Annotated in this window: 25 protein-coding genes; 3 read left to right on the top strand and 22 right to left on the bottom strand. The window is 71.4% G+C overall.

All coding sequences use genetic code 11. From position 1 onward, the window contains the following. Positions 1-44: 44 nt before the first annotated feature. The 20 genes from BIU90_RS09320 to BIU90_RS09235 all read right to left on the bottom strand — a co-directional run bounded on the left by BIU90_RS09320 (position 45) and on the right by BIU90_RS09235 (position 21,668). Complete coding sequence (locus BIU90_RS09320; RefSeq protein ID WP_071299948.1) at positions 45-2,147, bottom strand: fructose-specific PTS transporter subunit EIIC; 2,103 nt, start codon at positions 2,145-2,147, stop codon at positions 45-47. Then, positions 2,144-3,226 (bottom strand): 1-phosphofructokinase family hexose kinase, encoded by a 1,083-nt coding sequence (locus BIU90_RS09315; protein ID WP_083403827.1) that lies wholly within the window; start codon positions 3,224-3,226, stop codon positions 2,144-2,146. Before BIU90_RS09315 ends, BIU90_RS09320 begins: the two co-directional genes overlap by 4 nt. Beyond that, entirely contained in the window at positions 3,223-4,011 is a 789-nt protein-coding gene (locus BIU90_RS09310) for a DeoR/GlpR family DNA-binding transcription regulator (protein WP_071299947.1), read from the bottom strand. The genes BIU90_RS09315 and BIU90_RS09310 overlap by 4 nt, the downstream gene beginning before the upstream one ends. 347 nt (positions 4,012-4,358) lie before the next feature. Further along, entirely contained in the window at positions 4,359-5,261 is a 903-nt protein-coding gene (locus tag BIU90_RS09305) for a carbohydrate ABC transporter permease (RefSeq protein ID WP_254786991.1), read from the bottom strand. Further along, positions 5,258-6,283: a carbohydrate ABC transporter permease gene (locus tag BIU90_RS09300; RefSeq protein ID WP_083403826.1), complete on the bottom strand. Its 1,026-nt coding sequence runs from the start codon at positions 6,281-6,283 to the stop codon at positions 5,258-5,260. Before BIU90_RS09300 ends, BIU90_RS09305 begins: the two co-directional genes overlap by 4 nt. A gap of 3 nt (positions 6,284-6,286) precedes the next feature. Then, positions 6,287-7,612, bottom strand: a complete 1,326-nt coding sequence (locus tag BIU90_RS09295) for an extracellular solute-binding protein (protein WP_071299945.1) — start codon at positions 7,610-7,612, stop codon at positions 6,287-6,289. Positions 7,613-7,893: 281 nt separating this feature from the next. Then, a complete protein-coding gene (locus BIU90_RS09290; RefSeq protein ID WP_071299944.1) occupies positions 7,894-9,081 on the bottom strand; it encodes an ABC transporter permease in 1,188 nt (395 codons plus the stop codon). Beyond that, positions 9,078-9,224, bottom strand: coding sequence for a hypothetical protein (locus BIU90_RS19245; protein ID WP_368086275.1), 147 nt, complete (start codon positions 9,222-9,224; stop codon positions 9,078-9,080). Before BIU90_RS19245 ends, BIU90_RS09290 begins: the two co-directional genes overlap by 4 nt. Further along, the gene (locus BIU90_RS09285) at positions 9,221-9,835 is read right to left on the bottom strand and encodes an ABC transporter ATP-binding protein (RefSeq protein ID WP_368086274.1); all 615 of its coding nucleotides are present in this window, start codon (positions 9,833-9,835) and stop codon (positions 9,221-9,223) included. Before BIU90_RS09285 ends, BIU90_RS19245 begins: the two co-directional genes overlap by 4 nt. Further along, on the bottom strand, positions 9,832-10,848 hold the full coding sequence (locus BIU90_RS19180) for a peptidoglycan-binding protein (protein WP_175470175.1): 1,017 nt from the start codon (positions 10,846-10,848) through the stop codon (positions 9,832-9,834). Before BIU90_RS19180 ends, BIU90_RS09285 begins: the two co-directional genes overlap by 4 nt. A gap of 29 nt (positions 10,849-10,877) precedes the next feature. After that, positions 10,878-11,387, bottom strand: coding sequence for a hypothetical protein (locus BIU90_RS09275; protein ID WP_071299942.1), 510 nt, complete (start codon positions 11,385-11,387; stop codon positions 10,878-10,880). Positions 11,388-11,474: 87 nt separating this feature from the next. Continuing rightward, entirely contained in the window at positions 11,475-11,981 is a 507-nt protein-coding gene (locus tag BIU90_RS09270) for a hypothetical protein (protein WP_071299941.1), read from the bottom strand. A 47-nt stretch (positions 11,982-12,028) separates the two neighbouring features. Beyond that, positions 12,029-13,252 (bottom strand): HAMP domain-containing sensor histidine kinase, encoded by a 1,224-nt coding sequence (locus BIU90_RS09265; protein WP_071299940.1) that lies wholly within the window; start codon positions 13,250-13,252, stop codon positions 12,029-12,031. Beyond that, a complete protein-coding gene (locus BIU90_RS09260) occupies positions 13,252-13,905 on the bottom strand; it encodes a response regulator transcription factor (protein WP_071299939.1) in 654 nt (217 codons plus the stop codon). Before BIU90_RS09260 ends, BIU90_RS09265 begins: the two co-directional genes overlap by 1 nt. Before the next feature lie 17 nt (positions 13,906-13,922). Continuing rightward, positions 13,923-14,051, bottom strand: a complete 129-nt coding sequence (locus tag BIU90_RS19175; RefSeq protein ID WP_302847391.1) for a hypothetical protein — start codon at positions 14,049-14,051, stop codon at positions 13,923-13,925. 67 nt (positions 14,052-14,118) lie between these two features. After that, entirely contained in the window at positions 14,119-14,673 is a 555-nt protein-coding gene (locus tag BIU90_RS09255; protein WP_071299938.1) for a DUF2231 domain-containing protein, read from the bottom strand. A 65-nt stretch (positions 14,674-14,738) separates the two neighbouring features. Continuing rightward, positions 14,739-16,907 (bottom strand): ATP-dependent Clp protease ATP-binding subunit, encoded by a 2,169-nt coding sequence (locus tag BIU90_RS09250; protein ID WP_083403824.1) that lies wholly within the window; start codon positions 16,905-16,907, stop codon positions 14,739-14,741. A gap of 53 nt (positions 16,908-16,960) precedes the next feature. Further along, positions 16,961-18,364 carry an MFS transporter gene (locus tag BIU90_RS09245; protein WP_071299937.1) on the bottom strand — a complete coding sequence of 468 codons (1,404 nt, stop codon included), beginning with the start codon at positions 18,362-18,364 and terminating at the stop codon, positions 16,961-16,963. 105 nt (positions 18,365-18,469) lie between these two features. Further along, positions 18,470-18,748: a twin-arginine translocase TatA/TatE family subunit gene (gene tatA / locus BIU90_RS09240; RefSeq protein WP_071299983.1), complete on the bottom strand. Its 279-nt coding sequence runs from the start codon at positions 18,746-18,748 to the stop codon at positions 18,470-18,472. A 145-nt stretch (positions 18,749-18,893) separates the two neighbouring features. Further along, positions 18,894-21,668 (bottom strand): glycoside hydrolase family 2 protein, encoded by a 2,775-nt coding sequence (locus tag BIU90_RS09235; RefSeq protein ID WP_071299936.1) that lies wholly within the window; start codon positions 21,666-21,668, stop codon positions 18,894-18,896. A gap of 294 nt (positions 21,669-21,962) precedes the next feature. Here BIU90_RS09235 and BIU90_RS09230 point away from each other — a divergent pair, with 294 nt between their 5' ends. From BIU90_RS09230 to BIU90_RS09220, 3 genes are all read left to right on the top strand, one after another. Further along, the gene (locus BIU90_RS09230) at positions 21,963-22,382 is read left to right on the top strand and encodes a pilus assembly protein CpaE (RefSeq protein WP_071299935.1); all 420 of its coding nucleotides are present in this window, start codon (positions 21,963-21,965) and stop codon (positions 22,380-22,382) included. A 95-nt stretch (positions 22,383-22,477) separates the two neighbouring features. Continuing rightward, the gene (locus BIU90_RS09225; RefSeq protein WP_071299934.1) at positions 22,478-23,308 is read left to right on the top strand and encodes an aldo/keto reductase; all 831 of its coding nucleotides are present in this window, start codon (positions 22,478-22,480) and stop codon (positions 23,306-23,308) included. A gap of 159 nt (positions 23,309-23,467) precedes the next feature. After that, entirely contained in the window at positions 23,468-24,397 is a 930-nt protein-coding gene (locus BIU90_RS09220) for a hypothetical protein (RefSeq protein ID WP_071299933.1), read from the top strand. Positions 24,398-24,513: 116 nt separating this feature from the next. Here the strand turns inward: BIU90_RS09220 and BIU90_RS09215 are convergent, their stop codons facing one another. Together BIU90_RS09215 and BIU90_RS09210 are read right to left on the bottom strand one after the other, a co-directional pair. Then, the gene (locus BIU90_RS09215; protein WP_071299932.1) at positions 24,514-25,662 is read right to left on the bottom strand and encodes a class I SAM-dependent methyltransferase; all 1,149 of its coding nucleotides are present in this window, start codon (positions 25,660-25,662) and stop codon (positions 24,514-24,516) included. A gap of 9 nt (positions 25,663-25,671) precedes the next feature. Beyond that, complete coding sequence (locus BIU90_RS09210) at positions 25,672-26,895, bottom strand: DedA family protein (protein ID WP_071299931.1); 1,224 nt, start codon at positions 26,893-26,895, stop codon at positions 25,672-25,674. Positions 26,896-26,972 lie beyond the last annotated feature (77 nt).

The following is a 26,972-nucleotide window of genomic DNA, read 5'->3' as shown; positions in this document are numbered from 1 at the left end:
CGGGCCTCCCGTCCGTCACGGGGTGACGTCCGCCACCTGGACCGCTACGCCGCCACCGGCGCGCGCTGCCCGACCGTCTCGCCGGCCACGGCCGCCTGCTCCGCAGCGACCGCGTCAGCCGCAGGAGCCCGACGCACCCACTTCTTCAGCCCGACGAGCACCAGCGCGGACACGACCATGCCGGCCAGGATCGCCACGATGAACATCCCGATGTTCCCGATCGCGAAGAACACGAAGATCCCACCGTGCGGCGCCCGCGAGGTCACGCCGGCACCCATCGAGATCGCACCCGTGACCGCGGCACCGATCATCGACGCCGGGATCACCCGCAGCGGGTCGGCCGCGGCGAACGGGATCGCGCCCTCGGAGATGAACGACGCTCCGAGCAGCCACGCGGCCTTGCCGTTCTCCCGCTCGGGCTTCGTGAAGCCCTTGCGGTAGAGCACGGTCGAGGCCAGCGCCAGGGCCAGCGGCGGGACCATGCCGGCGGCCATCACCGCGGCCATGATCTCGAACGGCACGACGTTGCTGGCGGACCCGGCACCCAGGCCGGCGACCGCGAACGCGTAGGCGACCTTGTTGACCGGACCACCGAGGTCGAACGCCATCATCAGGCCGAGGATGATGCCGAGCAGGACCGCCGAGGCACCGTTGAGCGAGTTCAGCCAGGCGGTGAGCTGCGTCATGAGCCACGCGATCGGGCCGCCGAGCACCAGGAGCAGCAGCCCCGACGCGATGATCGACGCGAAGAGCGGGATGATCACGACGGGCATCAGGCCGCGCAGCCAGCGCCAGACCGGGATGCGCCCGATCCAGTACGCGGCGGCACCGGCGATGAGGCCACCGACGAGACCGCCGAGGAACCCGGCGTTCATGAAGACGGCGATCGAGCCGGCGACGAACCCGGGCGCGATGCCCGGACGGTCGGCCATGGCGTAGGCGATGTACCCGGCGAGCGCTGCGACCAGGAAGCCGAGCGAGATCCCGCCAATCTGGAACGCGGCGGCGCCCAGGTAGTACGCCAGGCCCTCCGGCGGCAGGTTCAACAGCGTGTAGTTCGTCAGCGTGTAGACGGCGTTGTTCTGCCCGGAGTCGCCGTGCGTCAGCGCGATGCCGTACCCGGCGAGCAGGAACCCGAGCGCGATGAGCAGGCCACCGCCGGCGACGAACGGGATCATGTACGACACACCGGTCAGCAGCCAGCGCTTGAGGGACTGCCCGAAGTGCTCGTTCGACGCGGTGCTGGTGCCGGCCTCGGCGGCGGAGCCGGAGACGCGGGCGGCGTTCGGGTCCTCGGCGGCGCGGAGGGCCTCGGCGATCATCGCGTCGGGCTCGTCCACGCCGCGCTTCACCGGCCCGGAGACGAGCGGCTTGCCGGCGAAACGGGAGCGGTCGCGCACGTCGACGTCGACCGCGAACACCACGGCGTCGGCCCGGGCGATGAGCGCGGGGTCGAGGGGCTCGACCTGCGAGGACCCCTGCGTCTCGACGTGCATCTCGGCGCCGGCGCGCTGGGCGGCGGCGACGAGGGCGTCGGCAGCCATGTAGGTGTGCGCGATGCCGGTGGGACAGGCGGTGACGCCGACGATGACCTTGCGGCCGGCGGCGGGCGCCGTGGCCGACGCGGCCGGGTTGGAGGCTCGGGGTGCGCCCGTCACGCCGGCGTCGGCGACCTCACCGGTCACCTCGCGGTCGACCAGGTCGACGATCTCCTGCTGCGTCTTCGCGGCGCGCAGTGCGGCGGTGAAGTCGTCGCGGATGAGCGCGCGGGCCAGGGTGGAGAGCACCGTCAGGTGGTCCTTGTCGGCGCCCTCGGGCACGGCGATCATGAAGACCAGGTCGGCGTCGCCGTCCGGGGCACCGAACGGCACCTTCCGGGCCAGGCGCGACATCGCCAGCGTGGGCTCGGTGACCGAGGCCGATCGGGCGTGCGGGATGGCGATGCCACCGGGGACGCCGGTGCCGACCGATGCCTCGCGCTTGATGGCGTCGGCAGCCAGGCTCTCGCCGGATGCCGCACGGCCGCTCGCGGCGACGCGGTCGGCGAGGACGCGGATGACGTCCGCCGACGTGGCGCCGAGGTCCTCGTCGAGGCCGACGAGGGGGACGCTGATCAGGCCCGGACTCGAGTCTCGCGCAGCGGTCATGGTGTGCTCCTTTGCAGTGACGCAGTGGGGGTTCGGGGTGTGGGGTTGGCTTCGGGGGCGGAAGTGGCTGGGGCGGTGGCACCGATCCGGGTGACCGTGACGGCGTCCGGGTCGGTGTGGTCGAGGGCGGGGACGTCGCTGCCGGGCAGGGCTGCGGCGGCGGCACCGGTGGCGACGGCTTGGGCCAGCCGCTGTTCCGGCGGGGCACCGGCGACCTCGGCGAGCAGGTAGCCGGCGAGCGAGGAGTCCCCCGCGCCGACCGTCGAGCGGGCCGTGATCCGGGGGGCAGCCGCGGCGAAGGCGCCGTCGGGGCCGATCAGGACCGCTCCCGCGCTGCCGAGGGTCAGCAGGACGCTCTCGACCCCGCGGTCGCGGAGTCGGTCGGCGGCCTCGGCGGCCAGCACGTGGTCGCGCTCGTACGCGTCGGGGTCCCCGCCGACGACCTCGGCGAGCTCCTCGGCGTTCGGCTTCACCAGGTCGATCCGTTCCCCGGACTGCAGCAGCGCGGTGAAGGGGACGCCGGACGAGTCGACCGCGATCTTCACGTCGTCGCCGTGGCGTGCCCGGACGGCGCGGACCAGCACGGCCAGGGCGTCGTCCGGCAGGCCCGGGGGCAGCGACCCGGCCAGGACCACCCAGCGCGCGGCGGGACCGGTCGCGGTGGCTCCGGCGGTCGTGGCGACCAGGTCGGCCAGGTCCTGCAGGCGTCCGGCGAGCGAGGGTCCGGGCTCGTTGAGCTTCGTCGTCGTGCCGGTCGGCTCGGTGACGGTGACGTTCGAGCGCAGCGGGGCGCCGATCGGCAGCGCCGCGGTCGGGATGCCGCGCGTGGCGAGCCCGAGCAGGACGGGGTCGAGCTCGTCGCCGGGCAGGACGGCCACGGTGTCGCCACCGCTCGCGACGACGACCCGCGAGACGTTGACGCCCTTGCCGCCGGGCTCCGCCGTGGTCCGGGTCGCGCGCTGGACCGTGCCGCGCTGCAGCTCACCGGCCAGCTCGATCGTCCGGTCGAGGCTCGGGTTCGGCGTGACGGTGACGATGCGCCCGGCGGCGTACTGACCGGTGGTGCCGTGGTCGGTCATGCGACGACCACCTCGACGTCGGCGTCGGCCAGGGCGACGGACAGGTCCGCCGGGGGCTCGTCGTCGGTGACCAGCGTGTCGATCTCGTCCAGTCGGGCGAAGCGCATCAGGGCCTCGACGCCGTGCTTGGCGGCGTCGGCGAGCACCACGCTGCGACGGGCTGCGAGCACGTACGCGCCCTTGACCCCCGCCTCGTACTCGTCCGGTGTGCTCAGGCCGAAGCCGGCGGACAGCCCGTTCGTGCCGACGAACGCGATGTCCGGGCGCAACGCCCCGATCTGCTCGACCGTCGCCGTGCCGACCGCGGCGCTCGTGACCCCGCGCACGCGGCCGCCGAGCAGGTGCAGTTCGACGTGGGCGCTGTGCTGCAGGGTCGCGGCGATCGGGACGGAGTTCGTGACGACGGTGATCGTCGCCCCGGGCTCGGCGGGCTCCCACCGTGCGAGCTCGGACGCGACCGCGGCGCAGGTCGTGCCGGCGTCGAGGGCGATCGAGCCGGTGAAGGTCGGGGGCACCAGGCGCATCGCGGCCCGGGCGATCGCGGACTTCGCGGAGCCGTGCTGGCCCTCGCGCTCTGCGACGCTCAGCTCGACGACGCTCGACCGTCCGACGGGGACCGCTCCCCCGTGCACGCGGCGCAGGACACCGGCGGTCTCGAGCAGGTCGAGGTCGCGGCGCACGGTCTCGGTCGTGACGTCGAAGTGCTCGGCGAGGTCGGCGACGGAGACCCGGCCGGCGCTGTGCAGCTGCGCGGCGATCGCGTCGTGACGCTCCGTTGCGTACATGCCCGAACTCCTTCGTTCCCGTTGGTTTCGAGCACCATACGCCGCAAACCCACACGCTCGCAACTGTTCTTTCCCGAAACCAACACACCCGAAGACCGTTGCGTGCCGACTCGCTGTCCTCTTCCATCCGTCGAGGTCGCACGACCCGCCGCCGGAACGCCGCCGAAGTCGCACGAACTGCCGCTCGGAACGTGTCCGAGCGGCACTTCGTGCGACCTCGGCGCACGTGAGCGGCGTGTGTTCGCACCTTGGCCCACCGGAACCGCACCACGACGGACGGGAGGCCCGGTGCCAGCTGGCACCGGGCCTCCCGCCCGCATCGGCGCGGCCCCATGGCCGCCCGGCAGCTACCCCTTCACCGCACCGGCCGTCATGCCCGACACCAGGCGGCGCTGCACGATGAGGAAGAACACGACCACCGGCAGGCTGAACAGCACGCTCGCGGCCATCAGCCCGCCGAAGTCCGTGCCCTTGTTGGTCGAGAAGCCCGCCAACCACACCGGCAGCGTGTACATCGACTGGTCCTTCAGCATCACGTACGCGGTCAGGTAGTCGTTCCACGCGGCGATGAACGCGAACACGCTCGTCGCGATCACGCCCGGCAGCACGAGCGGGAACAGCACGCTCCACAGGATGCGGAACGTCCCCGCGCCGTCGGTCTTGGCCGCTTCCTCGATCTCGATCGGGACCGCGACGAAGAACCCGCGCATCACCCAGATCGAGAACGGCAGCACGCTCGCGACGTACGCCAGGATCAGCCCGATGTAGCTGTTCAGCAGTCCCAGGGTCTGGAACGACAGGAACAGCGGGATGAGCAGGGCACCAGACGGGATCATCTGCACGAACAGGATCCCGACCAGGATGGCCCGCCGCCCCCGGAAGCGGAACCGCGACAGCGCCGCCGAGGCCAGGAACCCCACCACGATCGACAGCAGCACCGCGGCGACCACCACGATCGCCGAGTTGCGCAGGTAGACCAGGAAGCCCTCTTGTGTGAGCGCCCGCGTGAAGTTCTCGAGCGTCGGCCGGAGCGGGAACCAGATCGGGGTCATCGTCGTGACCTCGTCCGCGGGCTTGAAGGCGGTGTTCACCATCCAGTAGATCGGGAACACCCACACCAGGCAGAACAGCACCGCCAGGGTGTTGGCGAGCACACGCGGTTTCCGCTTGCGCGGCTTCAGCGCGACCGGCCGACGGGCGGCTGACGTGCCGACCGGCTGCTCGACGGCCTGACGGTCCACGGCGGTCACAGGTCCTCCTCCCCGCTACGGACGAGCCGGCGGATGTAGTAGCTGGTGAGCACGCCGAGGATCGCCGTCGAGATGACCGCGATCGCGGCACCCTGGCCGTAGGCGTTCGAGACGAACGACTTCACGAAGGTCCAGATGCCGAGCGTCAGGGTCGCGTCCTCGGGGCCGCCCCGGGTGAGCAGCCAGATCTGGTTGAACACGTTGAAGTCCCAGATCACCGACAGGATCGTGACGAGCAGCAGCGTCGGCGCGAGGGCCGGCAGCGTGATCGCCCGGTACATGGCCCACGTCGTGGCGCCGTCGAGGGCACCGGCCTCGTAGTACTCCGGCGCGATCTGCGACTGCGCGGCGTAGAGCGTCAGGGCGACGAAGGGCACCGCCTGCCAGATCACCAGCGTCAGCACGATCGTGTACGCCTGCGCCGGGTGCGATGCCCAGTTGTCCTGCGTGTGGTCGCCGAACACCCGCAGCTGCGTGATGAGCCAGTTGAGCACGCCGTAGAACGGCTGGAACAACCACTGCCAGACCAGACTCGACGCCACGTTCGGCATCGCCCACGCCAGCACGAGCACGACGCTGACGACCGTGCGCATCACGACGCCCAGGCGGGTGAGCAGCTGCGACACCGCCATGCCGATGACGAGCGTCCCGAGCACCATCGACGCCGTGACGACGACCGTGCGCAGGATCACCGGCCAGAAGCTGCCGTCGGTCAGGACGTTCGTGTAGTTCGTCAGTCCGGCGAACCCCGCCTGTCCGGTGAAGATCGCCCGCAGCCCGTACTCCTGGAACGAGATGACGACGAGCCGGACCAGCGGGTAGACGACCAGCGCGAGCAGGATGAGCGCCGCCGGTGCCAGTAGGAACAGTGGCGCACGCGAGGTCGTCACCGACCGGCGACGAGGACGGAGCCCGCGCCCGGGTCGACCGGGAGGGGGCGGGACGGCGACGGGGGGCTGCCCCGTGCCGGCGACCGGCCCGGCCGAAGCCGGACCGGTCGCCGTGTCCGCGGTCGAGGTCATCGACTACAGACTCGCGTTGAGCGCCGAGGTGAGGTGCTGCGAGAAGTCGGTCGCCGACTCCTTCGGCGACTTCCGGCCGGTGGCGATGTCCGCGAACATCGACTGGAAGCTCGCGTCACCCTCGATAGTCGCCCAGCCCGGGGTCGCGGGCGTCGGACGGCTGGTGGCGGCCGCTTCGAAGTACGGCTTGTGCAGCTCGTCGACCTTGCTCGACACCGCGTCCAGCAACTGTGTCGAGTTCGGCTCCCAGCCGTCCACGCCGAAGACCTGGTCCTCCTGGAACTTCTTCGAGGTGAGGATCTTCATGTAGTACAGCGCCAGGTCCTGGTTCGCCGACTTCGCCGGGATGCCGAGGTCCGACCCGCCGAGGAACACCGGCGTGTTCTTGCCCGTGGTCATCGACGGCAGCGCGAAGGTGCCGATCTGGTCCTTGAGCTCGGGCTTCGCGGTCGTGATCGACCCGATCTCCCATGCCGATCCGAGGATCGCCGAGGCGTTGCCCTGGGCGAAGACGTCGCTCTCGGCCGGCTTGTCGGTGTTGATGTCCTGCGTCGAGGTGGCGGAGTACGTGTTCTGGAACGTCTTCCACGCCGTCAGGCCCTTGACCGCGTCGGCCGAGTCGATGGCCCCGCTCCACTTGCCGCCCTTCTCGGTGGCGATCTGCCCGCCGGCGTCCCACACCCACTGCAGCCCGCCGTACCAGTACTGCCCGGGCATGTAGAACGCGGAGAAGTCGGCTGCCGGGTTCGCGGCCTTGACCTTGTCGAGGTCGGCGGTGAGCTCGGCGTACGACGTCGGTGCGCTCGTGACACCAGCGTCCGCCCAGGTCTTCTTGTTGTAGATGACCGCGCGGTTGCCGGCGAAGAGCGGTGCGCCGTACAGCTTGCCGTCGACCGTCGCGGGGCCCTCGAGCCCGGAGAGCCAGGTCTGGCCGTCGGCGAGTTCCTTCTTGTACGGCGTCAGGTCCATCAGGCCACCCGTCGCCGCGTACACCGGGACGTCGGTGTTGCCGAGGTCGACGATGTCCGGTGCGTCCTTCTGCGCCAGCGCCGTGGTCAGCTTCGTGGTGATGCCGTCCCACTGCTGCAGCTGCAGCTTGACCTTGGCCCCGGTCGCCTTGGTGAACTGCTGCTCGGCCACGGACAGGATCTTCGGGCTGAGGTCCCCGTTCATGATCCAGACGTTGAGCGCCTTGCCCTTGCCGTCGGGTGTGCCGATGGCCTTCGTCCCGCTGTCGGAAGCTCCGTTGCTTCCGGCGGAGCACCCGGCGAGGGCGAGCGCGGCTGCCAGGCCGAGCGCGCCGAGTGCGGCGAATCGCGTGCGTGTCACGTTGACTCCCTTGGTCCGACCATTGTGAAAGGTCGTTGCGTATTCGCTACAGAACACCTCCTCAGCGCCCTTGTCAATCGTTGGATCGGTCCCTGTGGAGACTTTCGATCCGCGTGCTTCCGGGGGATCACGGATGTGGAACGGATCGACGACGATGCTTGACGAACTGGTCATGACCAGGAATCATCTGCGGCGCACGAACGGGCGATCACCGCAACCGCCTGGAGGCCCGGCGCCGGTCTCGAGGACCGGCACCGGGCCTCCAGGCGGTCACCGTCGGATCAGGCCGCGGCCAACGCCGACGTCGGTGGGATGCGCGCTGCGCGCGCCGCCGGGTACCACCCGGAGACCCCGCCGATGACCACGGTCGCACCGAGTCCGCCGCCGACCGCCCAGACCGGGATCGCGACGGGCCACCCCTGGGTCACGGCGAACACCACCGTCACGCCGACGCCGATGACCGCTCCGGCCAGGCCGCCGACGAATGACAACAGCAGCGACTCGACGAGGAACTGGTCCCGGATGTTCCGACGCCGGGCACCCAGCGCTCGACGGACCCCGACCTCCGCGCGACGCTCCAGCACCGTGATCACCATGGTGTTCGCGACGCCGATGCCGCCGACCAGCAGCGCGACACCGCCGATCCCGACCAGCAGGCCGGTGAACGAGTCGTCCGTGGCGTTCTTCGCCGCCAGCGCATCGGACGGACGGGTGACCCCCACGTCCTGCGGAGCACCCGGTCGGATCGCGCCCGCGAGCACGTCGCGGGCCTGTTCCACCCGGTCGGGGTCGACCCGGGTGTAGACCGCGGTCGGCGCACCGTCGAAGCCGAGCTCCTCGGCCAGGGACCCCGGCACGAAGACCTGGTTGTCGAGGTCCTCGGCGAGCTGCAGCGGGCGCAGCGTCCCGACCACCTGGACCCACCGACCGCCCAACCAGACCCGGCTGTCCGCCCCGACCCGGTCGATCCCCAGCGCCGCCGCAGCATCCGACCCGAGCACGACCTGTGGCGGCGCGTCCGCACCGGTGTCGAGCCAGCGCCCCGAGGCAACCGACCCGCCCAGCACCCCGGGGACGTCGCCCCAGCCGGCCATGACCCCGATGCCCTTCGTCTCCGGCGCCGGGATGAACGGGGTCCGGTACACGGGGCTCTCCTTGACGGCGCCGACGGCAGCCGCGTGCTCGACGACCTGCTGCCGCCGGACGGAGTCGTACGCCGTGTCCGGCAGCGGCGGCGTCTCGCCGAACCCCTCCGCCTTGGTGGCGGTGAGGACGTTCGTGCCGAGTGAGTCGAGCACCTGGTCGAGCTTCGCCTTGCTCGACGACGAGATGCCCACCACGGCGATCATCGCGGCGATGCCGATCGCGATCCCGAGCGCCGACAGCACGACACGGCCCGGACGGGTCCGCAGCCCGAACACCCCGAGCCGGAGCAGGTCCGGCGCGCCGAGGGTCTTCCGCGCGCTCACCGTGCACCTCGGATGGCGTCCGCGAGTCCGGCGGCGTCCACGGCTCCCGCGGCCGACCCGGCCGAGTCGTGCTCGACCAGGCCGTCGCGCATCCGGATCTGCCGTGGCAGGGACGCCGCGAGTTCCAGGTCATGGGTGATCACGAGGACCGTCGTCCCGGCGGCGTTGAGTTCACGCAGCAACTCCAGGATCGCAGCACCCCCGAGGCGGTGTCGAGTGCGCCGGTGGGCTCGTCGGCGAGCAGGATCGTCGGATCGCCCACGATGGCGCGCGCGATGGCCACACGCTGTTTCTCGCCGCCCGACAGCTGGTGCGGCCGGTGGTCGGTGCGGTGTCCGAGCCCCACCCGACCCAGCGCGACGACGGCGCGGCGGTGCCGTTCGCGACGGCCGACGCCCGCGTAGAGCAGGCCGTCGGCGACGTTCTCGGCTGCGGTCGCGCCGGACTGCAGGTGGAAGTGCTGGAACACGAACCCGACGTGCTGGGCGCGCAGCAGGGCGAGGGCGTCGTCGCGCATCGTCGCGACGTCGTGGCCGGTGATCGCCACCGTGCCCGACGTCGGCCGGTCGAGCGTGCCGATGATGTTGAGCATCGTCGACTTGCCCGATCCCGACGGACCGACGACCGCGGCGAGCTCCCCTGCGGCGACAGAGAGCGACACCCCGCGGAGCGCGCCGACGTCACCGTAGGTCTTCGTGACCGCGTCGAGCGTCAGGACGACGTTCGATGCGTTCACGACGGCGTGCGCGCTCACGACGGCACCACGACGCGGTCGCCTGCCGACAGCTCGCCCGTGACCGCCACGCGGCCGTCCGCGGTGAAGCCCGGTACGACGGCGACGCGCTTCCGGGTGCCGTCCTTCCCGACGACGTCGACGGAGTACTTCCCGCCCGGACCGGCCGCGAGCGCCGCGACCGGGACCGAGAGCACGCCCTGTTCGGTCGTGCCCTGGGCGTCGATCTGGGCCGATGCGGCAGCCGGCAGCTGTCGGTCCCCCGCGTCGAAGGACACGGACACGTCGACCTTGGCGCCCCCGTCGTCGGACGTGTTCGGCGTGACGTCGGTGACCTGCCCGGGCATCGGCTCGCCGGCGCCGTTGATGCGTACCGACACCGACGTCCCGACGGCCAGGCGTTCGGCCTCACGCTGTGACACGGTGGCGACGACGATCCGCTTCGTGCTCGTCAGCTGGAGGACCTCGCCCGACGCCGGCTGCCCGAGCGCGAGCCCGACGGAGGCGACCCGGACGTCGCCGGCCACGAACGCGATGTCGTTCGCGGTGAGCACGCCCGTCGTCTCCTGGCCGCGCGCCTTCTGCCACCGCTTGACGGCGCGCTGGGTCCGCGGACCGAACGTCTCGTCGAGCCCGACGTCGTAGCCGAGCGCCGCCAGGTTCTCGTTGAGCTGCCGGACGTCGCCGCCCTTGAGCCCCCGCTCCAGCGAGCGCCAGAGCGGGATCGTGCCGTGCATCGACCGCACGGGGCGCTCGTCGACCGCGTACAGCGGTGCGTCACGACCGATCACGTCGCCGGGCGTCGGCAACCACGTGAGTGTCCCCTGCGCTGCGCCGGTGAGACCGGTCGGTGCGCCGTAGCCGAGCGTCCCCGCGAAGACCTTCGAGTCGGTGAGGTCGCCCTTGTCGACCGTCGCGGTCGGGCCCGTGTAGGCCTGGTCGTGCGTGGTGCTCGCCGACGACCGTTCGGGCTGGTCGACGACGGCCCAGATGCCGGCTCCGGCGCCGAGTGCCGCGACGAGACAGGCGCTCACGACGATGCTGCGCCGTCGGGTCCCGGTGCTCATTCGGCGCCCGAGGCATCAGCGGCCTCGCCGGTCGAGCACGTCTCCAGCACGTCCTCGTAGGTGCTGGTGTCGGCGGGCGCGAACGACGCGGCCGCGTCCATGTCGTCCGGGAAGTCGGGGAAGCCGTGCTCGCGGACGCACGACACCGTCTTCTCCCACTCCTTGCCCGCACCCGGCAGGGGCTGCGCCGCCCCGTCGCCAGCACCGCTGCTCTTCGCGCACCCCGCCATGTCGTCCCGGTACTGCAACGGGTCCACACCGTCCGGGACCTCGAGCGAGACACTCTTCTGGTCGGCCGTCGGATCAGGAACGTCGTAGCCCTTGTCCCGCATGCACGAGAAGAACGCGGATGCAGTGTCACGCTCGGGCGACGGCGCACTGTCGGGCTGGTCCGAGGAGCAGGCGGTCAGGATCGCTGGCGCGAGCAGCAGTGCGGCGACGGCGACGGCGAACCGGGTCCGCCTGCGGGTGCTGGCGGGGGAGGTGTCCGTGGTGCGGGTGGTCATGATGGTGGCTTCCGTTCGTGGAGAGGTCGGCGATGGAGGTGGTGGCGCAGGTGGCGGCGGCGTCTCGGCGGGGTGCCGTGGTCGCTCTCAGCCGCCGATCGGCTTCGTGTCGGGCGAGTACTCCGCCATGCAGTCGTCCATGACCTGCTCGAAGGCCGGCTCCTCGGCGCGCGGGTAGCCCTCGACGGTGATGCTGCCCGGCTGCTGTTCCGGGAGGTCCGCGTAGCCGTGTTCCCGGACGCAGCTCGCGACGGCCGCGTACTCGCGCTCCCACCGGTCCCGCTGGGCGCTGCTGGCACCCGTGACGCCGGCGTGCTGCGCGCAGGAAGCTGCAGCCGCTTGGAACGCGGCCTGGTCGGCGCCGGCGGGGACCTTCGCCACACCGGCCTGCACGGCGGCGTCGTCCGGGTCCGTCACGTCGAAGCCGGCATCACGCATGCACGCACCCCACTGCGCACCGATGCCGGCATCGGCGCGCAGGGCACCGTCGGCGTCCGGTTGCCCCGAACACGCGACCAGCAGGAACGGGACCGCAGCGAGGACGGCCAGGGAACCGATGGTGCCGCGCAGGCGGCGGGTGTTCGTGATCGTCATGGGTCCAGCACAGCGGAACGGCTGTTTCGGGCCGCGTACCCGCGGCGTCACATCAGCGAAACACCGACACGCAACCCGCCGCCCGGCCGTGCCGTGAGTTCCAGGCGCCACCCGTGGGCCTGTGCGATCGACGCGACGATGGACAGTCCGAGGCCACTGTGCCGACCGGTCTCCGTCGACCGGGGACACCGCCGGAACGGCTCGACCAACAGCGGGACGACGTCATCGGACACGACGGGCCCCGAGTTCTCGACGACGAGCCCGGTCGCGTCGGTCGTCACGCGGACGAACCCGTCTGGCTCGTTGTACTCGACCGCGTTCCGCACCAGGTTCGTGATCAGCTGGCGGACGAGGGTCTCGTCACCGAGCGGGTCCGGGGCACCGTCGGACGCGATCGCTTCGTGCACGACCGCGACACCGACGCGTGCGGCGAAGTCGCTGACGGACGCGACGACCTCGTCCGCGAGCTCGGCGAGGTCGACCGCGGCCGCATGCCCCGCGATCCCACGGTCGGCCTCAGCGAGCGTCAGCAACGACTCCACGATGTGCTCGGTCCGGCGGTTCTGCTCGAGCAGTTCGTCCCGCGTGGCGCGGACGTCGTCGGGCTCCGCGTCGTCCGGGAGGCCGATCTGGAGCGCAGCGCGCTGCACGGCGAGCGGCGTGCGCAGCTCGTGCGAGGCCTGTGCGACGAAGCGACGTTGGCTCTCGAACGCGGTGTGCAGTCGATCGAGCAGGTCGTCCACCGTACGCGAGAGGCGCCGGAGTTCGTCGTCCGGTCCGTCGAGGTCGATGCGCTCGTGCAGGTTGGACGCCGTGATCCGGTTCGCCGTCGCAGTGATGCGGTCGATCGGCCGGAGCATCCGTCGGCTCACGAGCCACCCGACGCCCCCCGCCACGAGCCCGGCACCGGCCACCCCGACAGCCGACCACTGCCACTGCAGGACCGCGATGACCTGCACGGCGGCGAGGTCCGCGCCGGGCCGGTCCGAGAACGTCCCGTCCGGGAACCCATCGGGTTCCGGCGCTCCGGCGATGCCTGCCGACACGCCGGGTCCGGACGACGTGATCGTCCCGGTCCCGCCCGCTCCGGAGTCGAGGTCATCCGCGGAGGTGAACTCGAGCGCGGCGACAGCATGACCCGCGCCGGCGATCGACATCAGGTTGGTGAACACCACGACGCCCGCCGCCAACGCCATCGCCGCGGCAGCGAACGCGAGCGCCGTCCGGGCTCGGATGCTCCAGGTCCGACGAGGCCGCGAACGCCGCCGCATCACACCGCGTACCCCTTGCCCGGCACGGTCCGGATCGGGTCGGGTTCCCCGAGCTTCCGCCGGAGCTTCGACATCGTCACCCGCACCGCAGCCGTGAACGGGTCGATGTTCATGTCCCAGACCTTCTCGAGCAGCTCTTCGGCGGAGACGATCCGGCCGTCTGCCCGGAGCAGCGCCTCGAGCACGCCGAGCTCCTTCGGCGTCAGGTCGAGCGGACGACCGCCGCGCGTGGCCATCCGCCGGTTCGAGTCGACCACCAGGTCGCCGCGCTCGAGCACCGGCGCGACCGGAGCGACGCTCCGCCGACCGAGTGCTCGGACGCGGGCGACGAGCTCGGGGTACTCGAACGGCTTGGCCAGGTAGTCGTCGGCGCCCAGTTCGAGCCCGTGCACCCGGTCACTGAGCGTGGTGGCGGCGGTGAGCATGAGGATCCGGGTCAGCCCGCCGCGGGCCGTGAGCCGCCGCGCGACCTCGTCGCCGTGCAGACCGGGGACGTCGCGGTCCAGGACCACGACGTCGTAGTCGTTCACGCTCAGCAGCTCGTCGGCCTCGTCCCCGCGGTACACGACGTCGACGGCCATGTCCTGCCGCACGAGGCCCTTCGCCACGAGGTCAGCGAGGGCCCGTTCGTCGTCGACCACCAGTACGCGCACCGATGTATCACACACCACTACGCCTGGGAGGAAGCCGGGTCGAGGTGCACCTCCCCGGCCTGCTCGTCGATGCGCACCACGAAGGTGGCAGCACCGCCGCTCGGCATGACGGTCAGGGGAACGGTGTCGGTACTGAGGTGGTCCATGCCCCGAGCCTGGTGGCCCGGGTGTTTCACCGACGTAACGCGTCACCGGCGCGACGAGCGCAGCGCGTCACGCGTCGAACGGGACCTCGCCGTGGTCGCTCACACCCGCGCGCTGCCGGTACGCCAGGTGCCCGCCGAGGTACCCGCCGACACCGACCACGGTCAGCCCGGCGAAGCCGAGCAGCTTCCCTGCGCCGTGGTTCCCGCGCTTCCGCTGCCACCAGGACAGCCCGTACAGCGAGATGCCGACCCAGTTGACGGCCTGGTGCACCCATCCAGTACGGAGCTGCTCACGGTCGAGCTCGGACCAGTCGACGTACCCGGCGACGCTCGCACTCGAAGCGGACACCAGTCCCACCCCGACCAGCGTCTTCGCCGCCCGCCGATTGCCCTTCCCGCCGAGCAGGTCGAGCACCGCCGCGGAGATCCAGGCGCCGAGCGGCACCTGCACCATGAGCGGATGCAGCGGGTGCCCGAACGGCACACCGTGCAGCAGCTGCCGCAGGCCCTTCGGCCGGGCGAAGGCGTTGACGACCTTCCGGTCGAAGTCGACCGCCGGGTCGAGCACGCTCGCGTGCTCGATGGAGTCGGTGAGGCGACGGAACGCGCGGATCTCAGGCATGCTCCGCAAGCTAGGCCGGGAGGCCCGCCACCGGTCTCAGGAACCGGTCACGGGCCTCCCGTCGGTCACTCCTCGACGATCTCCGCCAGCTCGAAGGGCTCGACCACCAGGCCGTCGCCGCCTGCGGCGAGGTCGACCCGCACGGTGTCGCCGTCGCGCACGTCTCCGGAGAGGATCGCCCGCGCCAACTGGTCGTCGATCTGCCGCTGCATGAGCCGGCGGAGCGGCCGGGCGCCGTACACCGGGTCGTACCCGCGCTCGGCGAGCCAGCTGCGCGCCTGGGGCGTGACCGCGAGCTCGAGCCGCCGGTCGGACAGCCGTCGGGCGAGGCGGTCGACGTACAGCGAGACGATCTGGCCGAGGTCCTCGGACGTGAGCGCCTGGAACACCACGATGTCGTCGAGGCGGTTCACGAACTCCGGACGGAAGGCCTGCTGCACGAGCTCGCGCACCGCTTCCTCACGCTGCTCGGACGTCAGGGTGAGGTCGGTCATGAACTGCGAGCCGAGGTTCGACGTCAGCACCATGATCGTGTTCCGGAAGTCGACCGTGCGGCCCTGCCCGTCGGTCAGCCGACCGTCGTCGAGCACCTGCAGCAGCACGTCGAAGACCTCGGGGTGGGCCTTCTCGACCTCGTCGAGCAGGATCACCGAGTACGGCCGACGGCGGACGGACTCGGTGAGTTGCCCGCCGGCCTCGTACCCGACGTACCCGGGCGGGGCGCCGATCAGCCGCGCGACGGAGTGCTTCTCGCCGTACTCGCTCATGTCGATGCGGACGAGGGCCTTCTCGTCGTCGAACAGGAACTCGGCGAGCGCCTTCGCCAGCTCGGTCTTGCCGACGCCCGTCGGCCCGAGGAACAGGAACGACCCCGTCGGCCGGTCCGGGTCCGAGATGCCCGCGCGGGTGCGACGCACCGCTTCCGACACCGTGCCGACCGCGGTGCGCTGCCCGATGATCCGACGTCCGAGCTCGGTCTCCAGGTGCAGGAGCTTCTCGGTCTCGCCCTGCAGCAGCCGTCCGAGCGGGATGCCCGTCCACTGGGCGATGACGGCCGCGATGTCCTCGTCGGTGACGCTGTCGTTGACCATCCGGTCGGCGGACTCGGCTTGTTCGGCGGCGGCGAGCTCGGCCTCGATCCGGGGCTTCTCGCCGTACTCCAGCCGGGACACGGTCTCGTAGTCGGCCTCGCGCTGTGCCCGCTGGGAGCGCATGTTGATCTCGTCGAGCTGCTGCTTGAGCTCACCGATCCGGTTCAGCGAGGCACGCTCGGCCTGCCACCGGGACTCGAGGTCGTGCAGACGTTCCTCGCGGGACTGCAGCTCGGTCCGCAGGGTCGCCAGCCGGGCCTTCGAGGCGTCGTCCTTCTCCTGCTTCAGCGCGAACTCCTCCACCCTCAGGCGGTCGACGCTGCGCTTGAGCTCGTCGATCTCGACCGGGCTGGAGTCGATCTCCATGCGCAGTCGGCTGGCGGCCTCGTCGATCAGGTCGATGGCCTTGTCGGGCAGCTGGCGCCCGGAGATGTAGCGGTTCGACAGGCTCGCCGCGGCGACCAGCGCGGAGTCGTTGATCGTCACCTTGTGGTGCGCCTCGTAGCGCTCCTTGAGTCCGCGGAGGATCGCCACCGTGTCCGGCACGCTCGGCTCCCCCACGTAGACCTGCTGGAAACGGCGTTCCAGCGCGGCGTCCTTCTCGATGAACTGGCGGTACTCGTCGAGCGTCGTCGCGCCGATCAGGCGGAGTTCGCCGCGCGCCAGCATCGGCTTGAGCATGTTCGACGCCGCGACGGAGCCCTCGCCGCCACCGGCGCCCATGAGCGTGTGGAGTTCGTCGATGAACGTGATGACCTGGCCGTCGGAGTCGTTGATCTCCTTGAGGACGTCCTTGAGGCGCTCCTCGAACTCACCGCGGTACTTCGCACCGGCGATGAGCGCGGAGATGTCGAGCGACACGAGCCGCTTGTCCTTGAGCGAGTCGGCGACGTCACCGGCCACGATGCGCTGCGCGAGGCCCTCGACCACGGCGGTCTTGCCGACACCGGGCTCGCCGATGAGCACGGGGTTGTTCTTGGTGCGGCGCGTCAGCACCTGGGAGACGCGCCGGATCTCGGCGTCGCGGCCGATGACGGGGTCGAGCTTGCCGCTCCGCGCGATCGCCGTCAGGTCGACGCCGTACTGCTCGAGGGCGGTCTTCTGCTGCTCCGCAGAGTCAGGAGCGCCCTGGAGGTTCGCCATGCGTGGTGTCCTTTCCTTGCGTTGGTGTGCAACTTGAGTCTACTGCACTCAACTCACGAACGTCGTGTGGGATTCCGGATCCCGATGGCACTCACCAGGGCTCCAGCTGCCAGCAGCAGCGCCATCACGACCATCGCGCGGTGCAGCGCGCCCACGCTCACCTCACCGCCGAGCACGACACCGGCCAACGCGACGGTGACCAGCCCGGCGATGCGCGCGATCGCGTTGTTGACCGCCGAACCCGCACCGGCCTCGGACTGCGGCACCGACCCGAGGACCGCGCTCGTCAGGGGGGTCACCATCGCGGCGATCCCCGCGCCGATGAGCACGAGCCCGGGCAGCACCGACCACCAGTAGCCCGCCGGGTCGTCGCCGACCAGCAGCAGCAGGAGCGCCCCGACCGCCGCGGTCGCCGGTCCGCCGGCCATGAACCACCGCGGGCCGTACCGTCCTGACAGCGACCCGACCGTCGTCGACAGCGCGAGGAGCATCAGCGTCGGCGGCAGCGTCGCGAGTCCGGCGACCCAGGCCGGGAAGCCCCAGACCTCCTGCAGGAACAGGGTGACGACGAAGAACACCATGCCCAGGGCGCCGTAGATCGACAGCGTCGCGAGGTTGCCGACGGTGAAGTTCCGCGCCCGGAAGAGCCCGAGCGGCACCAGTGGCGAACCGCCCGTGCGGGTCACGCGGAGCTCCCACGGCACGAACGCCACGAGCGCCCCCGCACCCACGACGAGCGCCGTGACGACGACCGCCGAACCCCACCCCAGACGTTCCTGCTCGATGAGCCCGAGCACCACCCCGCCGACGCCGAGCACCGCGAGCACCGCCCCGACGACGTCCACGTGCGGGCGGTCGCCGGCCATCACGTCACCGGAGATCCGACGCACGAGTGGGATCGTCACCGCGATCGGGACCGCCGTCACGACGAAGATCCACCGCCAGCCGATGCCGTCGACGATGACGCCACCGACCACGGGACCGAGGATCGACGCCGCACTCGACCACGCCGTCCACGAACCGATCGCCTTCGCCTGGGCAGCACCACGGAACGCCGCGACGATGAGCGCGAGCGCACTCGGCGTGACGAGCGCCCCGCCGACGCCCTGGAACGCCCGCGCCACGATGAGGACCTCACCCGTCGGGGCGATCGCACAGACCACCGACGCGATGCCGAAGACGACCAACCCCCACTGGATGATCCGCACGCGGCCGAACAGGTCCGAGAGCGACCCCGCGACCAGGATGAGCGACCCCAGCGTGACGAGGTAGGCGTCCACCGTCCACTGCTGCACGACGAGCCCGCCGCCGAGCTCGTGTCGGATCGCCGGGAGGGCGACGTTCACGACGCTGGCGTCGAGCCCGACCACGAACGACGACAGGATCGCCACGATCAGCACCACCCGACGGTCGTCCCGCAACGGGACGGTGTGCACGGGCGCGGCGCGATCGGTCATGCGCTCATCATCCGCCTGACGGACCCGGTCCGCGCTCGCGGTCGCCGCACACGACGAAGCCCCCGTGTGGGATCACGGGGGCTTCAGCAACGGGGCAGGGCCGGATCAGATCCGGTGGTCTGTGGTGGAGTTCGGCTGGACCGAGGGGCCCGGGTTGACGACGGGAGCCTGCTGCGCGGCAGGCGTCGTGGGGTCCGCCGTGGTGTTCTGGACGGTCCCGTCCGCGCCCTTGGCCTTCTTGTCGTCGGTGTCCATCTCCTTCTTGAAGATGTTGATCGACTGGCCGAGGCCCTTCGCGAGCGCCGGGAGCTTGGTCGCACCGAAGAGCAGGATGACGATCCCGAGGATGATCAGCAGGTGCAGACCGGTGAGGTTTCCGAGCATCATGACTCCTTGATTGCGGAACTGGTCGCCGTCAGCGGATCGTCGTCGATGCGCCCAGCGGAAGTCCTTGTCCGTCCAATGGTAACTCCCACGCGTCCGGATGCACAGGCGAGGGCGAGAACGGACACCGCGCGCCCAGGAACGTCTACGATCCGAGGACGCGATCGAGGCTCCACAGGACGGCAGTGCCGGTGAGCGCCGGGACGTCCGCCTCGGTGACGCCGTGCAACCGGTACTGCACGCGCTCCCCCGGCAGCAGGGTCATGAACCCGCGGTCGACGGTGCCGGTCGGCTGCACCCGGTCGGGCTGCAGCAGCAGGTCCCGCACCAGCGACTCGGCCTCGACCACCAGGTCCAGGCCGTCGCCGTCCGCCGCGGGCGAGAACGACGCCCGGTAGTGCGCCGGCTCCCACCGCATGTCCTTGTCGGGCGCGGGCGTCCAGACGGCACGGCGCCAGTCCATGTCGGCCACGACGAGCTCGGCCGTCGGGTCGGCCACGACACCCACCGACGCCGGCAGCGCCACGACGCCCACACCGGCCTTGTCGAGGTGCACCGGGAGCTCGACCTCGGCGAGCACCCGCCCGGCCATGTCGATCCGCCGGACCCGCACCACGCTGTCCAGCCCGCGCCGCGTCGACCGCACGGCGACCTCGATCGGCGACGACTCCGTGACGAGCACGGCCGTGTCGCCCTGCTGGTACGCGACCTGCTCCGGTACCGGCAGGGAGGCAGTGGAGCCGACCCCGTCGGGGACCGGCAGCGACGCGGTCGTCTGGTCCGAGCCTCCTGTCCGACCCGCGCTGTCCGCCGGCGGACGGCCCACCGACACCGGGACGGCCGACGCAGGACGGATCGTCAGGAGCACGTCGTCGTACAGACGGCGCAGCTCGTGGGCGAGCGGCTTGAGCCGCCCCGCGGAGTCGATCGCAGACCACGACGAGACCGGCCACAGGTCGTTGAGCTGCCACACGACCACGCCGGTGTTGCGGGGCCAGTGCGTGCGCCAGTGCTCGACACCGGTCGCGATCGCGCGCGCCTGCTGCAGCTGGGTCAGGTAGTGCCAGCGGTCGAAGTCACCGTCCGGCACGGCCCCGAACCGCGGAGCGAGGCCGTCCGCCAGCTTCTGCATGCCGGACGCGGCCTTCTGGTGGTGGACGACACCGGGCGACGTCGGCGTCATCGGGTCGTCGGTCACCGCGTCGCGCAGCGTGCGCCAGGCCGGCGGCGCCTGCCAGCCGAACTCGGAGACGAACCGCGGGACCGAGTCGCGGTAGTGCTCGTCCGACAGGCGGTTCCAGACGTCCCACGAGTGGTGCGTCTCGTGGTCGACGTCGTTCGCGGGCAGGCTCTCGGAACCCGACCACGGCGAGGCGACCGTGTAGAAGCGCGACGGGTCGACCGCGTCCACGATCGTGGGCAGCAGGTCGAGGTAGTAGTCGAGCCCCCACCCGCGGTCGCCGAGCGCCGATCCCCAGTCGTCGGCGTCGTGCAGCCAGAAGTTCTCGTTGTTGCCGTTCCACAGCAGCAGCGAGGGGTGGCGGGCCAGCCGGGCGACGTTGTCCCGCGCCTCGGCGACGACCTCGCTGCGCAGGGGCTCGTCCTCGGGGTAGGCCGAGCACGCGAACGGGAAGTCCTGCCAGACCAGCAGGCCGAGCTCGTCGCAGACCTCGTAGAAGTCGTGCGACTCGTAGACGCCACCGCCCCAGACGCGCACCAGGTTCGTGTTGAGCTCGGCCGCTGCCTGCAGTCGCGCCGCGTACCGGGCACGGTCCACCCGCGAGACGATCACGTCGTCCGGGATCCAGTTCACCCCGCGCACGTCGATCAGCGTGCCGTTGACGTGGACGTCGAACGGCCGCCCGACGGTGTCCTTCGTCGTGTCGATGCGGGTCGAGCGGAAGCCGGTCTTGAAGGTCTGCCGGTCGAGGACCTCGCCCTCGACGGTCTGCAGCTCGACGAACACGTCGTACAGCGGCTGCTCGCCGTAGCCGCGCGGCCACCAGAGGCGGGCGTCCGGGATGCGGACCGTGACGACGGTCTCGTCCTCCTTCGGCGTCACCTGGGCACGCGACCGCTGCCGGGTCTTCGTGCCGTCGGCGGTCTCCCCCGCGACGGTGACGACGAGCACGAGGTCGTCGTCCTCGCCGTCCTGGTCGAGGTCGGCCGTCGTCTCGCCGTAGGGGTCCGGGCCGGAGCGCTCGAAGGCGATGTGCGCGTCGAGCACGCCCTCGCCCGCCTCGACGTCGACGAGCGGGCGGACGTCACGCAGGCGCGCGGTGGACCAGCGCTCGACGGCGACCGCGCGCCACGGGCCGCTGGTGACCGCGGTCAGACCCCAGTCCCATCCGAAGTTCGACGCCATCTTGCGCACGTAGGGGAACGGCTCGTCGTACGGCCCTGGCATCGCCCCGGCGCGGGCGGCGACGCGGCCGGCCTCGCGGTACGGGGACTCGAACAGGATCTCGAGCGTCCGCTCGTCGTTCGCGACGCCGCCGTCCTCGCCGGTGCGCGCGCTGCTCCGGCCGCCGGTCCGGTCGCGCAGGTCGAACCGGTAGCGGCGGTGCATGTTGCGCGTCGTGCCGATCTGCACGCCGTCCAGCGTGAGCTCGGTGACGGTGTCGAGCCCGTCGCACACCAGGTCGATGCGCTCGTGGCCGCGCGGGTCCACGTCGAGCTGCCGGCGGTACGCCCAGTCAGCTCGACCGACCCAGGCGGTCGCCGGCTCGTTGCGGTCGAAGGTCGGGTCCGGCAGCAGTCCCTCGCGCTCGAGGTCGGTGTGCACCTGCCCGGGGACGCTCGCCGCGATCCCGGCACCGCGGAGCGCGGCGAGGGCCTCGCCGGGCACGCCGTCCGGCGTGGAGTCGTCGCCGATCGAGACGGTCCAGTCGCGCTGGAGTTCCTCGCGGTCGAGGGTCATGGCGGTCCTTTGCTCGGCGGGCCGGTCCGTGGTCCGCCGCGGTCGGGGCCCGGCTGGCGGCGGTACCCGTGGCCGGTCAACGGCCTGGAGGCACGGCACCGGTCGTCCGGGCGGCGTCGCGTCGCGCGCGTGGGACCGTGGAGCGGTCCGAGCGCGGGCGCACGCGTGATCGTAGTACGGGTTGCCTTCCGGAACACGTGCGTCCGCTCAGTGCCGGGTCGCGGCTGTGCCGGGGCGCTGCTGTGCCGAGCCGCTGCTGTGCCCGTGGTGACGGCTTCGTGGCAGGTTGGTGTCGTGATCACCGTCGAACTCGCCAAGACCCTCCGCGACGCGGGCCTCCGCTGGCACCCCGCGACCGGCGACCGGTTCGTCATCGACAAGCCCGGCGTGGACGACGACGTCTACACGGTGTCGGAGATGACCGTCGAGCGCCACGACCACCCCTCGGGCACGATCCTCGGCTTCAACGGGACCACCGAGTGGGCGCTCGACTCCGTGACCGCGGACGAGTCGCTCTGGCTGCCGCGTGAGGACCAGCTGCGGGAGCTGCTCGGTCCGGCCTTCGTCGGGCTCACCCGGATGGCATCCGGGGACCGCGTCGTGCACACCGTCACCGCGACCATCGACGGGGTCGACCGCACGTTCGCGGCCGCGGACCCGGCGGTGGCGTACGGCGAGGCACTGGCGGCGTACATCACGCACGCGCTGGCCTGAAGCGCACGCGCTGAGCTGAAGCGCGCGCTCCCCTGCACCCCGTTCGCTGGACGTTGCCGGAACGCCGCTCGGGTGCGCGCTGGTTGTCTGGGGTCATGACCGTTCCAGACATCACCCTCAACGACGGCAAGACCATCCCGCAGCTCGGCTTCGGTGTGTTCCAGATCGATCCCTCCGAGACGAAGGCCGCCACCCTGGCTGCGCTCGAGGTCGGCTACCGCCACATCGACACCGCCGAGATGTACGGCAACGAGAAAGAGGTCGGCGAGGCCATCGCCGAGTCCGGCATCGACCGGTCCGAGATCTTCGTCACGTCGAAGCTCAACAACGGCTTCCATGCTCCCGAGGCCGCCCTCGAGAACGGCAAGAAGTCGGCCGAGCTCCTCGGTGGCTACATGGACCTGTTCCTGATCCACTGGCCGCTGCCCACCGTGACGGACTTCGTCCCCACGTGGAAGGCCATGGAGGACCTGTACCGCGACGGCACCGCCCGCTCGATCGGTGTCTCGAACTTCCAGGCGCACCACCTCAACCGACTCAAGGCGGAGACGACGATCACGCCGGCCGTCAACCAGATCGAGGTGCATCCGTACCTGGCCCAGGACGAGCTCCGCGCACACAACCGCGAGCTCGGCATCGCGACCGAGGCCTGGTCCCCGATCGCCCAGGGCCTGGTGCTCGACGACGAGACGATCACCCGCATCGCCGGCAACGTCGGCAAGACCCCGGCGCAGGTCGTCCTCCGCTGGCACATCCAGCGCGGCGACATCGTCTTCCCGAAGTCGGTCACCCGCTCGCGCGTCGAGGAGAACTTCGCGATCTTCGACTTCGAGCTCTCCGACGAGGACATGACCGACATCACGACGCTCGACAAGGGCCACCGCACCGGCCCGGACCCCGACACGTTCGACTACGTCCCGGCCTGAGCCGGCGGTCGCGACGCTCTCGCTCGCTCGCTGCCGCTGCTGCACGACCTGACGACAACTGCGCACGTTCCCACGTGCGCAGTTGTCGTTTCGCCGTCCGATCGCGGATCACCTGTGGACAGGCCGGGAGGCACGCCCCACCTCCGCCACGCTGGACGCGTGATCCCCGTCCCCGACTGCCCGCTGCACCGCGTCGACGACGACACGCCCGTGGCCGTCGCGCGGCAGCTCCAGCGCGCCGCAGGGACGTCGCTGGTGCGACTCGCTCGGGGCCTGTACGCGGACCGTGCCCGATGGGGGGACCTGGACGACCGGTCCCGACACTTGATCCGGGTGTCGGCGGTCGTCGGGTGTCTGCCCGCGGGATCGGTGTTCGGCGGCGAGTCCGCCCTGCTCCTGCACGGCATCCGGTTGCTTGCGCGGGCTCCGAACCGGGTCGTCGTGGTCGAGCCGCGGGACCGGGTCGACCGCCGGTCGGAGCTACTCGAGCGTCGCCCCTCCTCTGCGGGCGAGGTCGTCCGCGTGTGGTTCGGCGCCGAGCAGGTCCCCGTCCTCGACCTGGCCGCGAGCGCAGCTGCTGCTGCACGGTCGATGCCCTTCCGCGACGCGGTCGTCGTGCTCGACCAGGTGCTCCGGCGCGGCGTTCCCCGAGCAGCGATCGCGGCGCTGATCGAGGTCGGCTCGTCGCGGTGTCGTTCGCAGGCCCTGACGGCGCTCGCGTTCGCCGACGCGCGTTCGGACTCGGTGGGCGAGTCTGTCGCCCGCGTCGTCCTGCACGAGGCCGGCGCCCCGGAGCCGGAACTGCAGCACGTGTTCCGTTCCCCGGACGGGCTCGTCGCCCGGGTCGACTTCTGGTTCCCCGACCAGGGCGTCGTCGTGGAGTACGACGGTGTCGTCAAGTACCGCGACCGGACGATGCGAGCTGGCAGGTCCCCCGAGCAGGTCGTCATCGACGAGAAGCGCCGCCAGGACTGGATCTGCCGTGACCCTGCGGTGCGTGGCTTCGTGCGTCTGGATGCCCACGACCTCCGCTCGGTCCCCTTCGTCGCCGCCACACTGCGGCAGGCCGGTGTGCCCGCGGCGGGCTGACCCAGGCGAGCGCGCCGGCGCGCTGTGACTGCGCGCCCGAACGACATCTGCGCACGTTCCCCGCCGCGCAGTCGTCGTCAGCGCGTGCAGTCGCAACCGACGCGTCGCGTCGCGTGTCAGGAACGACGCGACGCGGTCACCGTGAACTTGTCGGTCCGCGTCACCTGACGCGTCGGACCGACCAGGCGCTCGAGCACCGGCCGGTAGCGCAGGTGCGAGTTCCAGACGCACCACAGTTCACCGCCGGCCTGGAGGATCGTGGCCGCGTTCCGGAACATCGCCTCGGCCGCGTCGGTGCTCACCGTGGTGTCATCGTGGAACGGCGGGTTGCAGACGACCAACTGGGCGGAGTTCGAGCCGAGCTCGTCGCCCGCGTCGGCACGGACCACCTCGACGCGGTCGGCGACGCCGTTCGCCTCGGCGGTGGCGCGCGTGGACATCACCGCGATCGAGGACACGTCCGTCCCGATGACGCGGAGCCCGGGTCGGCGGCGAGCGAGCATCGTCGCGATGACCCCGTTGCCCGACCCCATGTCGACGGCGACGCGGGCGTTCGGGACCGCGTCGTCGAGCACGTCGAGCAACACCCGCGTGCCCTGGTCGAGCGAGGTCCCCGCGAAGACCCCGCCGTGCGCGACGACGGTCATACCGAGCTCGTCGACGTGCACACTGCGCGGCCACGGGTTCGTCAGCGCTGCCCGGTTCGCGGCGGCCTGCAGGGGGTCCTGCGCGACGAGCAGTCGGGACTTCCCGCGGCCGCGTGACGCGACGACGTCGCCGAAGGACCGACGGAGAACGTCGTTCTGCGACAGGTTCATGTGCTTCGACACCCCGCCGCACAGCAGCACCACGTCGGGCGAGGCGAACCGGGCCACCGCCCGGGCGATCTCGTCGAGCCGGTCGTTCGACTTCGACAGCCGGAGCAGGACGAGCCGCACGCCGCGGAAGGCCTCTTCGGCGGTGGTCGGGTGGTGGAAGCCGCGCAGGCCGAAGGTCCCGGCAGTGGCTTCGAGAGCCCGCTCCCCCACGAGCGAGTCCTGCACGACCCGGACGTCCTTCGCGCCGTGCACCGTGATGACGCCGAGCGTGAGCACGCCGTACCGGTCGTCCACCACGGCGACCTCGCCCGGCTGCCGGAGCGCGTCGCCGTGCACGTGCGGCGCCTCGTCGAGGATGAAGCGGTCCGTGCCGTCGATGACGACCAGGTCGGGACCCCCGTCGTCGGGGGTGCGCCGGAACTGGTCGGCGAAGTCGAAGGCACTCACGCCCCCAGGCTACTGAGTGCGGTACTCCCACGCTGCGAGCAGCCGCCGACCGTACTGCCCCGCGACGATGCCGCCCAGCACGATCGCGGCGAACAACGACAGCGACCCGACGAAGCCGACGGCGGTGATGCCCATCGCGCCGGCGATGAGCACGACCGAGACGAGCAGCAACCCGTTCCGGACCTGGTCGAGCACCGGCGTCCGCAGGCTCGTGCGCCGCGCTCCGGTCGACAGGGCGAACCGCGCCACGAGCAGGTCGGGCACCGCCACGGCGAGCATGAGCGAGAGCGGCATCAGGTGCGCGGCGAACGGCACGATCACCAGACCGACCGCGATGACCCGGTCGGCGATGCGCTCGACGGCGCCCTGCGACCGGGGTCGGACGAGCCTCCGCACGACCACCGTCGTCAGCAGCAGCGCCCCGGCACCGAAGACCACGCTGCGCAGCACGGCGGTCCCCGGGTCCAACAGCACCACGACGGCGATCACGAGGGCGAACACCGCCCGCGCCACCGTCAGCAGCTCCACGACGCCACGGACACGACGCACTCGCGGCGCGGGTTCGACGACTTGCTCGGGGGCCAGCCCGGTCACAGCGTCGACATCGGCGGCGGCCGGTGCGCGACGCTTCCGCGCACGCCCGACCAGGAACACCACCACCCCGATGACGACGGCCACGGCGACGATGACCCAGGCGGCGTTCCCCAGCACCCGCTGCACGGCGTCGAGCGAGTTACGGAGCAGGACCCCGCAACCGACGTACACGGCCGCCCAGGTGATGGACCCACCGATCGACGCGGCCAGGAACGCGGTGTACCGCAGCCCGGCGACCCCGGCGGCAGCGGGCATGAGCGTGCGGATCACCGGGACGAGCCGGGTGAGGAACACCGCCCACGCTCCCCGACGTTCGAGCACCCCGACCGCCCGGTCCCAGTTCGCGACGCCGAGCTTGCGGATGACCTTCCGATCGCGCATCCCGCTGCCGAACCGTCGCCCGAGCAGGTAGCCGAGGTGGTCCCCGACGGAGGCGAAGACCGCCACCACCAAGCCCATCACGACCGCTGACCACGGGGCGTCGATCGCGGCGGACAGGATGAGCACCGCGGTCTCGGCCGGGAACACGACCCCGAGCCCGAGCCCGGCCTCCATGAACGCGAAGAGGCCGCCGAGCGCCCAGACGAGCGGGTCGGGCAGCAGCGAAGCCTGTTCAGTGATCCAGCCGAGGATGTCCATGGCCCGCACCGTACGGCACGCTCGAGGGCCCCGACATCGTCCCGTCGTCGCTCCTCTCGGTACTGCAGTACCGGTTG

The sequence above is a fragment of the Curtobacterium sp. MCBA15_001 genome (assembly GCF_001864835.1).
Taxonomy (GTDB): domain Bacteria; phylum Actinomycetota; class Actinomycetes; order Actinomycetales; family Microbacteriaceae; genus Curtobacterium.
Note: the sequence above shows the minus strand (reverse complement) of the source record. Positions and strands in the feature narration are given on the sequence as shown.

Excerpts from the sequence above, each read along its gene's own strand:
- BIU90_RS09270 (WP_071299941.1), bottom strand. The coding sequence starts at position 11,981 with ATGACGATCACGAACACCCGCCGCCTGCGCGGCACCATCGGTTCCCTG.
- BIU90_RS09210 (WP_071299931.1), bottom strand. The coding sequence starts at position 26,895 with ATGGACATCCTCGGCTGGATCACTGAACAGGCTTCGCTGCTGCCCGAC.
- tatA (WP_071299983.1), bottom strand. The coding sequence starts at position 18,748 with ATGCTCGGAAACCTCACCGGTCTGCACCTGCTGATCATCCTCGGGATC.
- BIU90_RS09300 (WP_083403826.1), bottom strand. The coding sequence starts at position 6,283 with ATGACCTCGACCGCGGACACGGCGACCGGTCCGGCTTCGGCCGGGCCG.
- BIU90_RS09250 (WP_083403824.1), bottom strand. The coding sequence starts at position 16,907 with ATGGCGAACCTCCAGGGCGCTCCTGACTCTGCGGAGCAGCAGAAGACC.
- BIU90_RS09225 (WP_071299934.1), top strand. The coding sequence starts at position 22,478 with ATGACCGTTCCAGACATCACCCTCAACGACGGCAAGACCATCCCGCAG.
- BIU90_RS09255 (WP_071299938.1), bottom strand. The coding sequence starts at position 14,673 with ATGCCTGAGATCCGCGCGTTCCGTCGCCTCACCGACTCCATCGAGCAC.
- BIU90_RS09320 (WP_071299948.1), bottom strand. The coding sequence starts at position 2,147 with ATGACCGCTGCGCGAGACTCGAGTCCGGGCCTGATCAGCGTCCCCCTC.
- BIU90_RS09315 (WP_083403827.1), bottom strand. The coding sequence starts at position 3,226 with ATGACCGACCACGGCACCACCGGTCAGTACGCCGCCGGGCGCATCGTC.
- BIU90_RS19175 (WP_302847391.1), bottom strand. The coding sequence starts at position 14,051 with ATGGACCACCTCAGTACCGACACCGTTCCCCTGACCGTCATGCCGAGC.
- BIU90_RS09245 (WP_071299937.1), bottom strand. The coding sequence starts at position 18,364 with ATGACCGATCGCGCCGCGCCCGTGCACACCGTCCCGTTGCGGGACGAC.
- BIU90_RS09310 (WP_071299947.1), bottom strand. The coding sequence starts at position 4,011 with ATGTACGCAACGGAGCGTCACGACGCGATCGCCGCGCAGCTGCACAGC.
- BIU90_RS09275 (WP_071299942.1), bottom strand. The coding sequence starts at position 11,387 with ATGACCACCCGCACCACGGACACCTCCCCCGCCAGCACCCGCAGGCGG.
- BIU90_RS09235 (WP_071299936.1), bottom strand. The coding sequence starts at position 21,668 with ATGACCCTCGACCGCGAGGAACTCCAGCGCGACTGGACCGTCTCGATC.
- BIU90_RS09265 (WP_071299940.1), bottom strand. The coding sequence starts at position 13,252 with ATGCGGCGGCGTTCGCGGCCTCGTCGGACCTGGAGCATCCGAGCCCGG.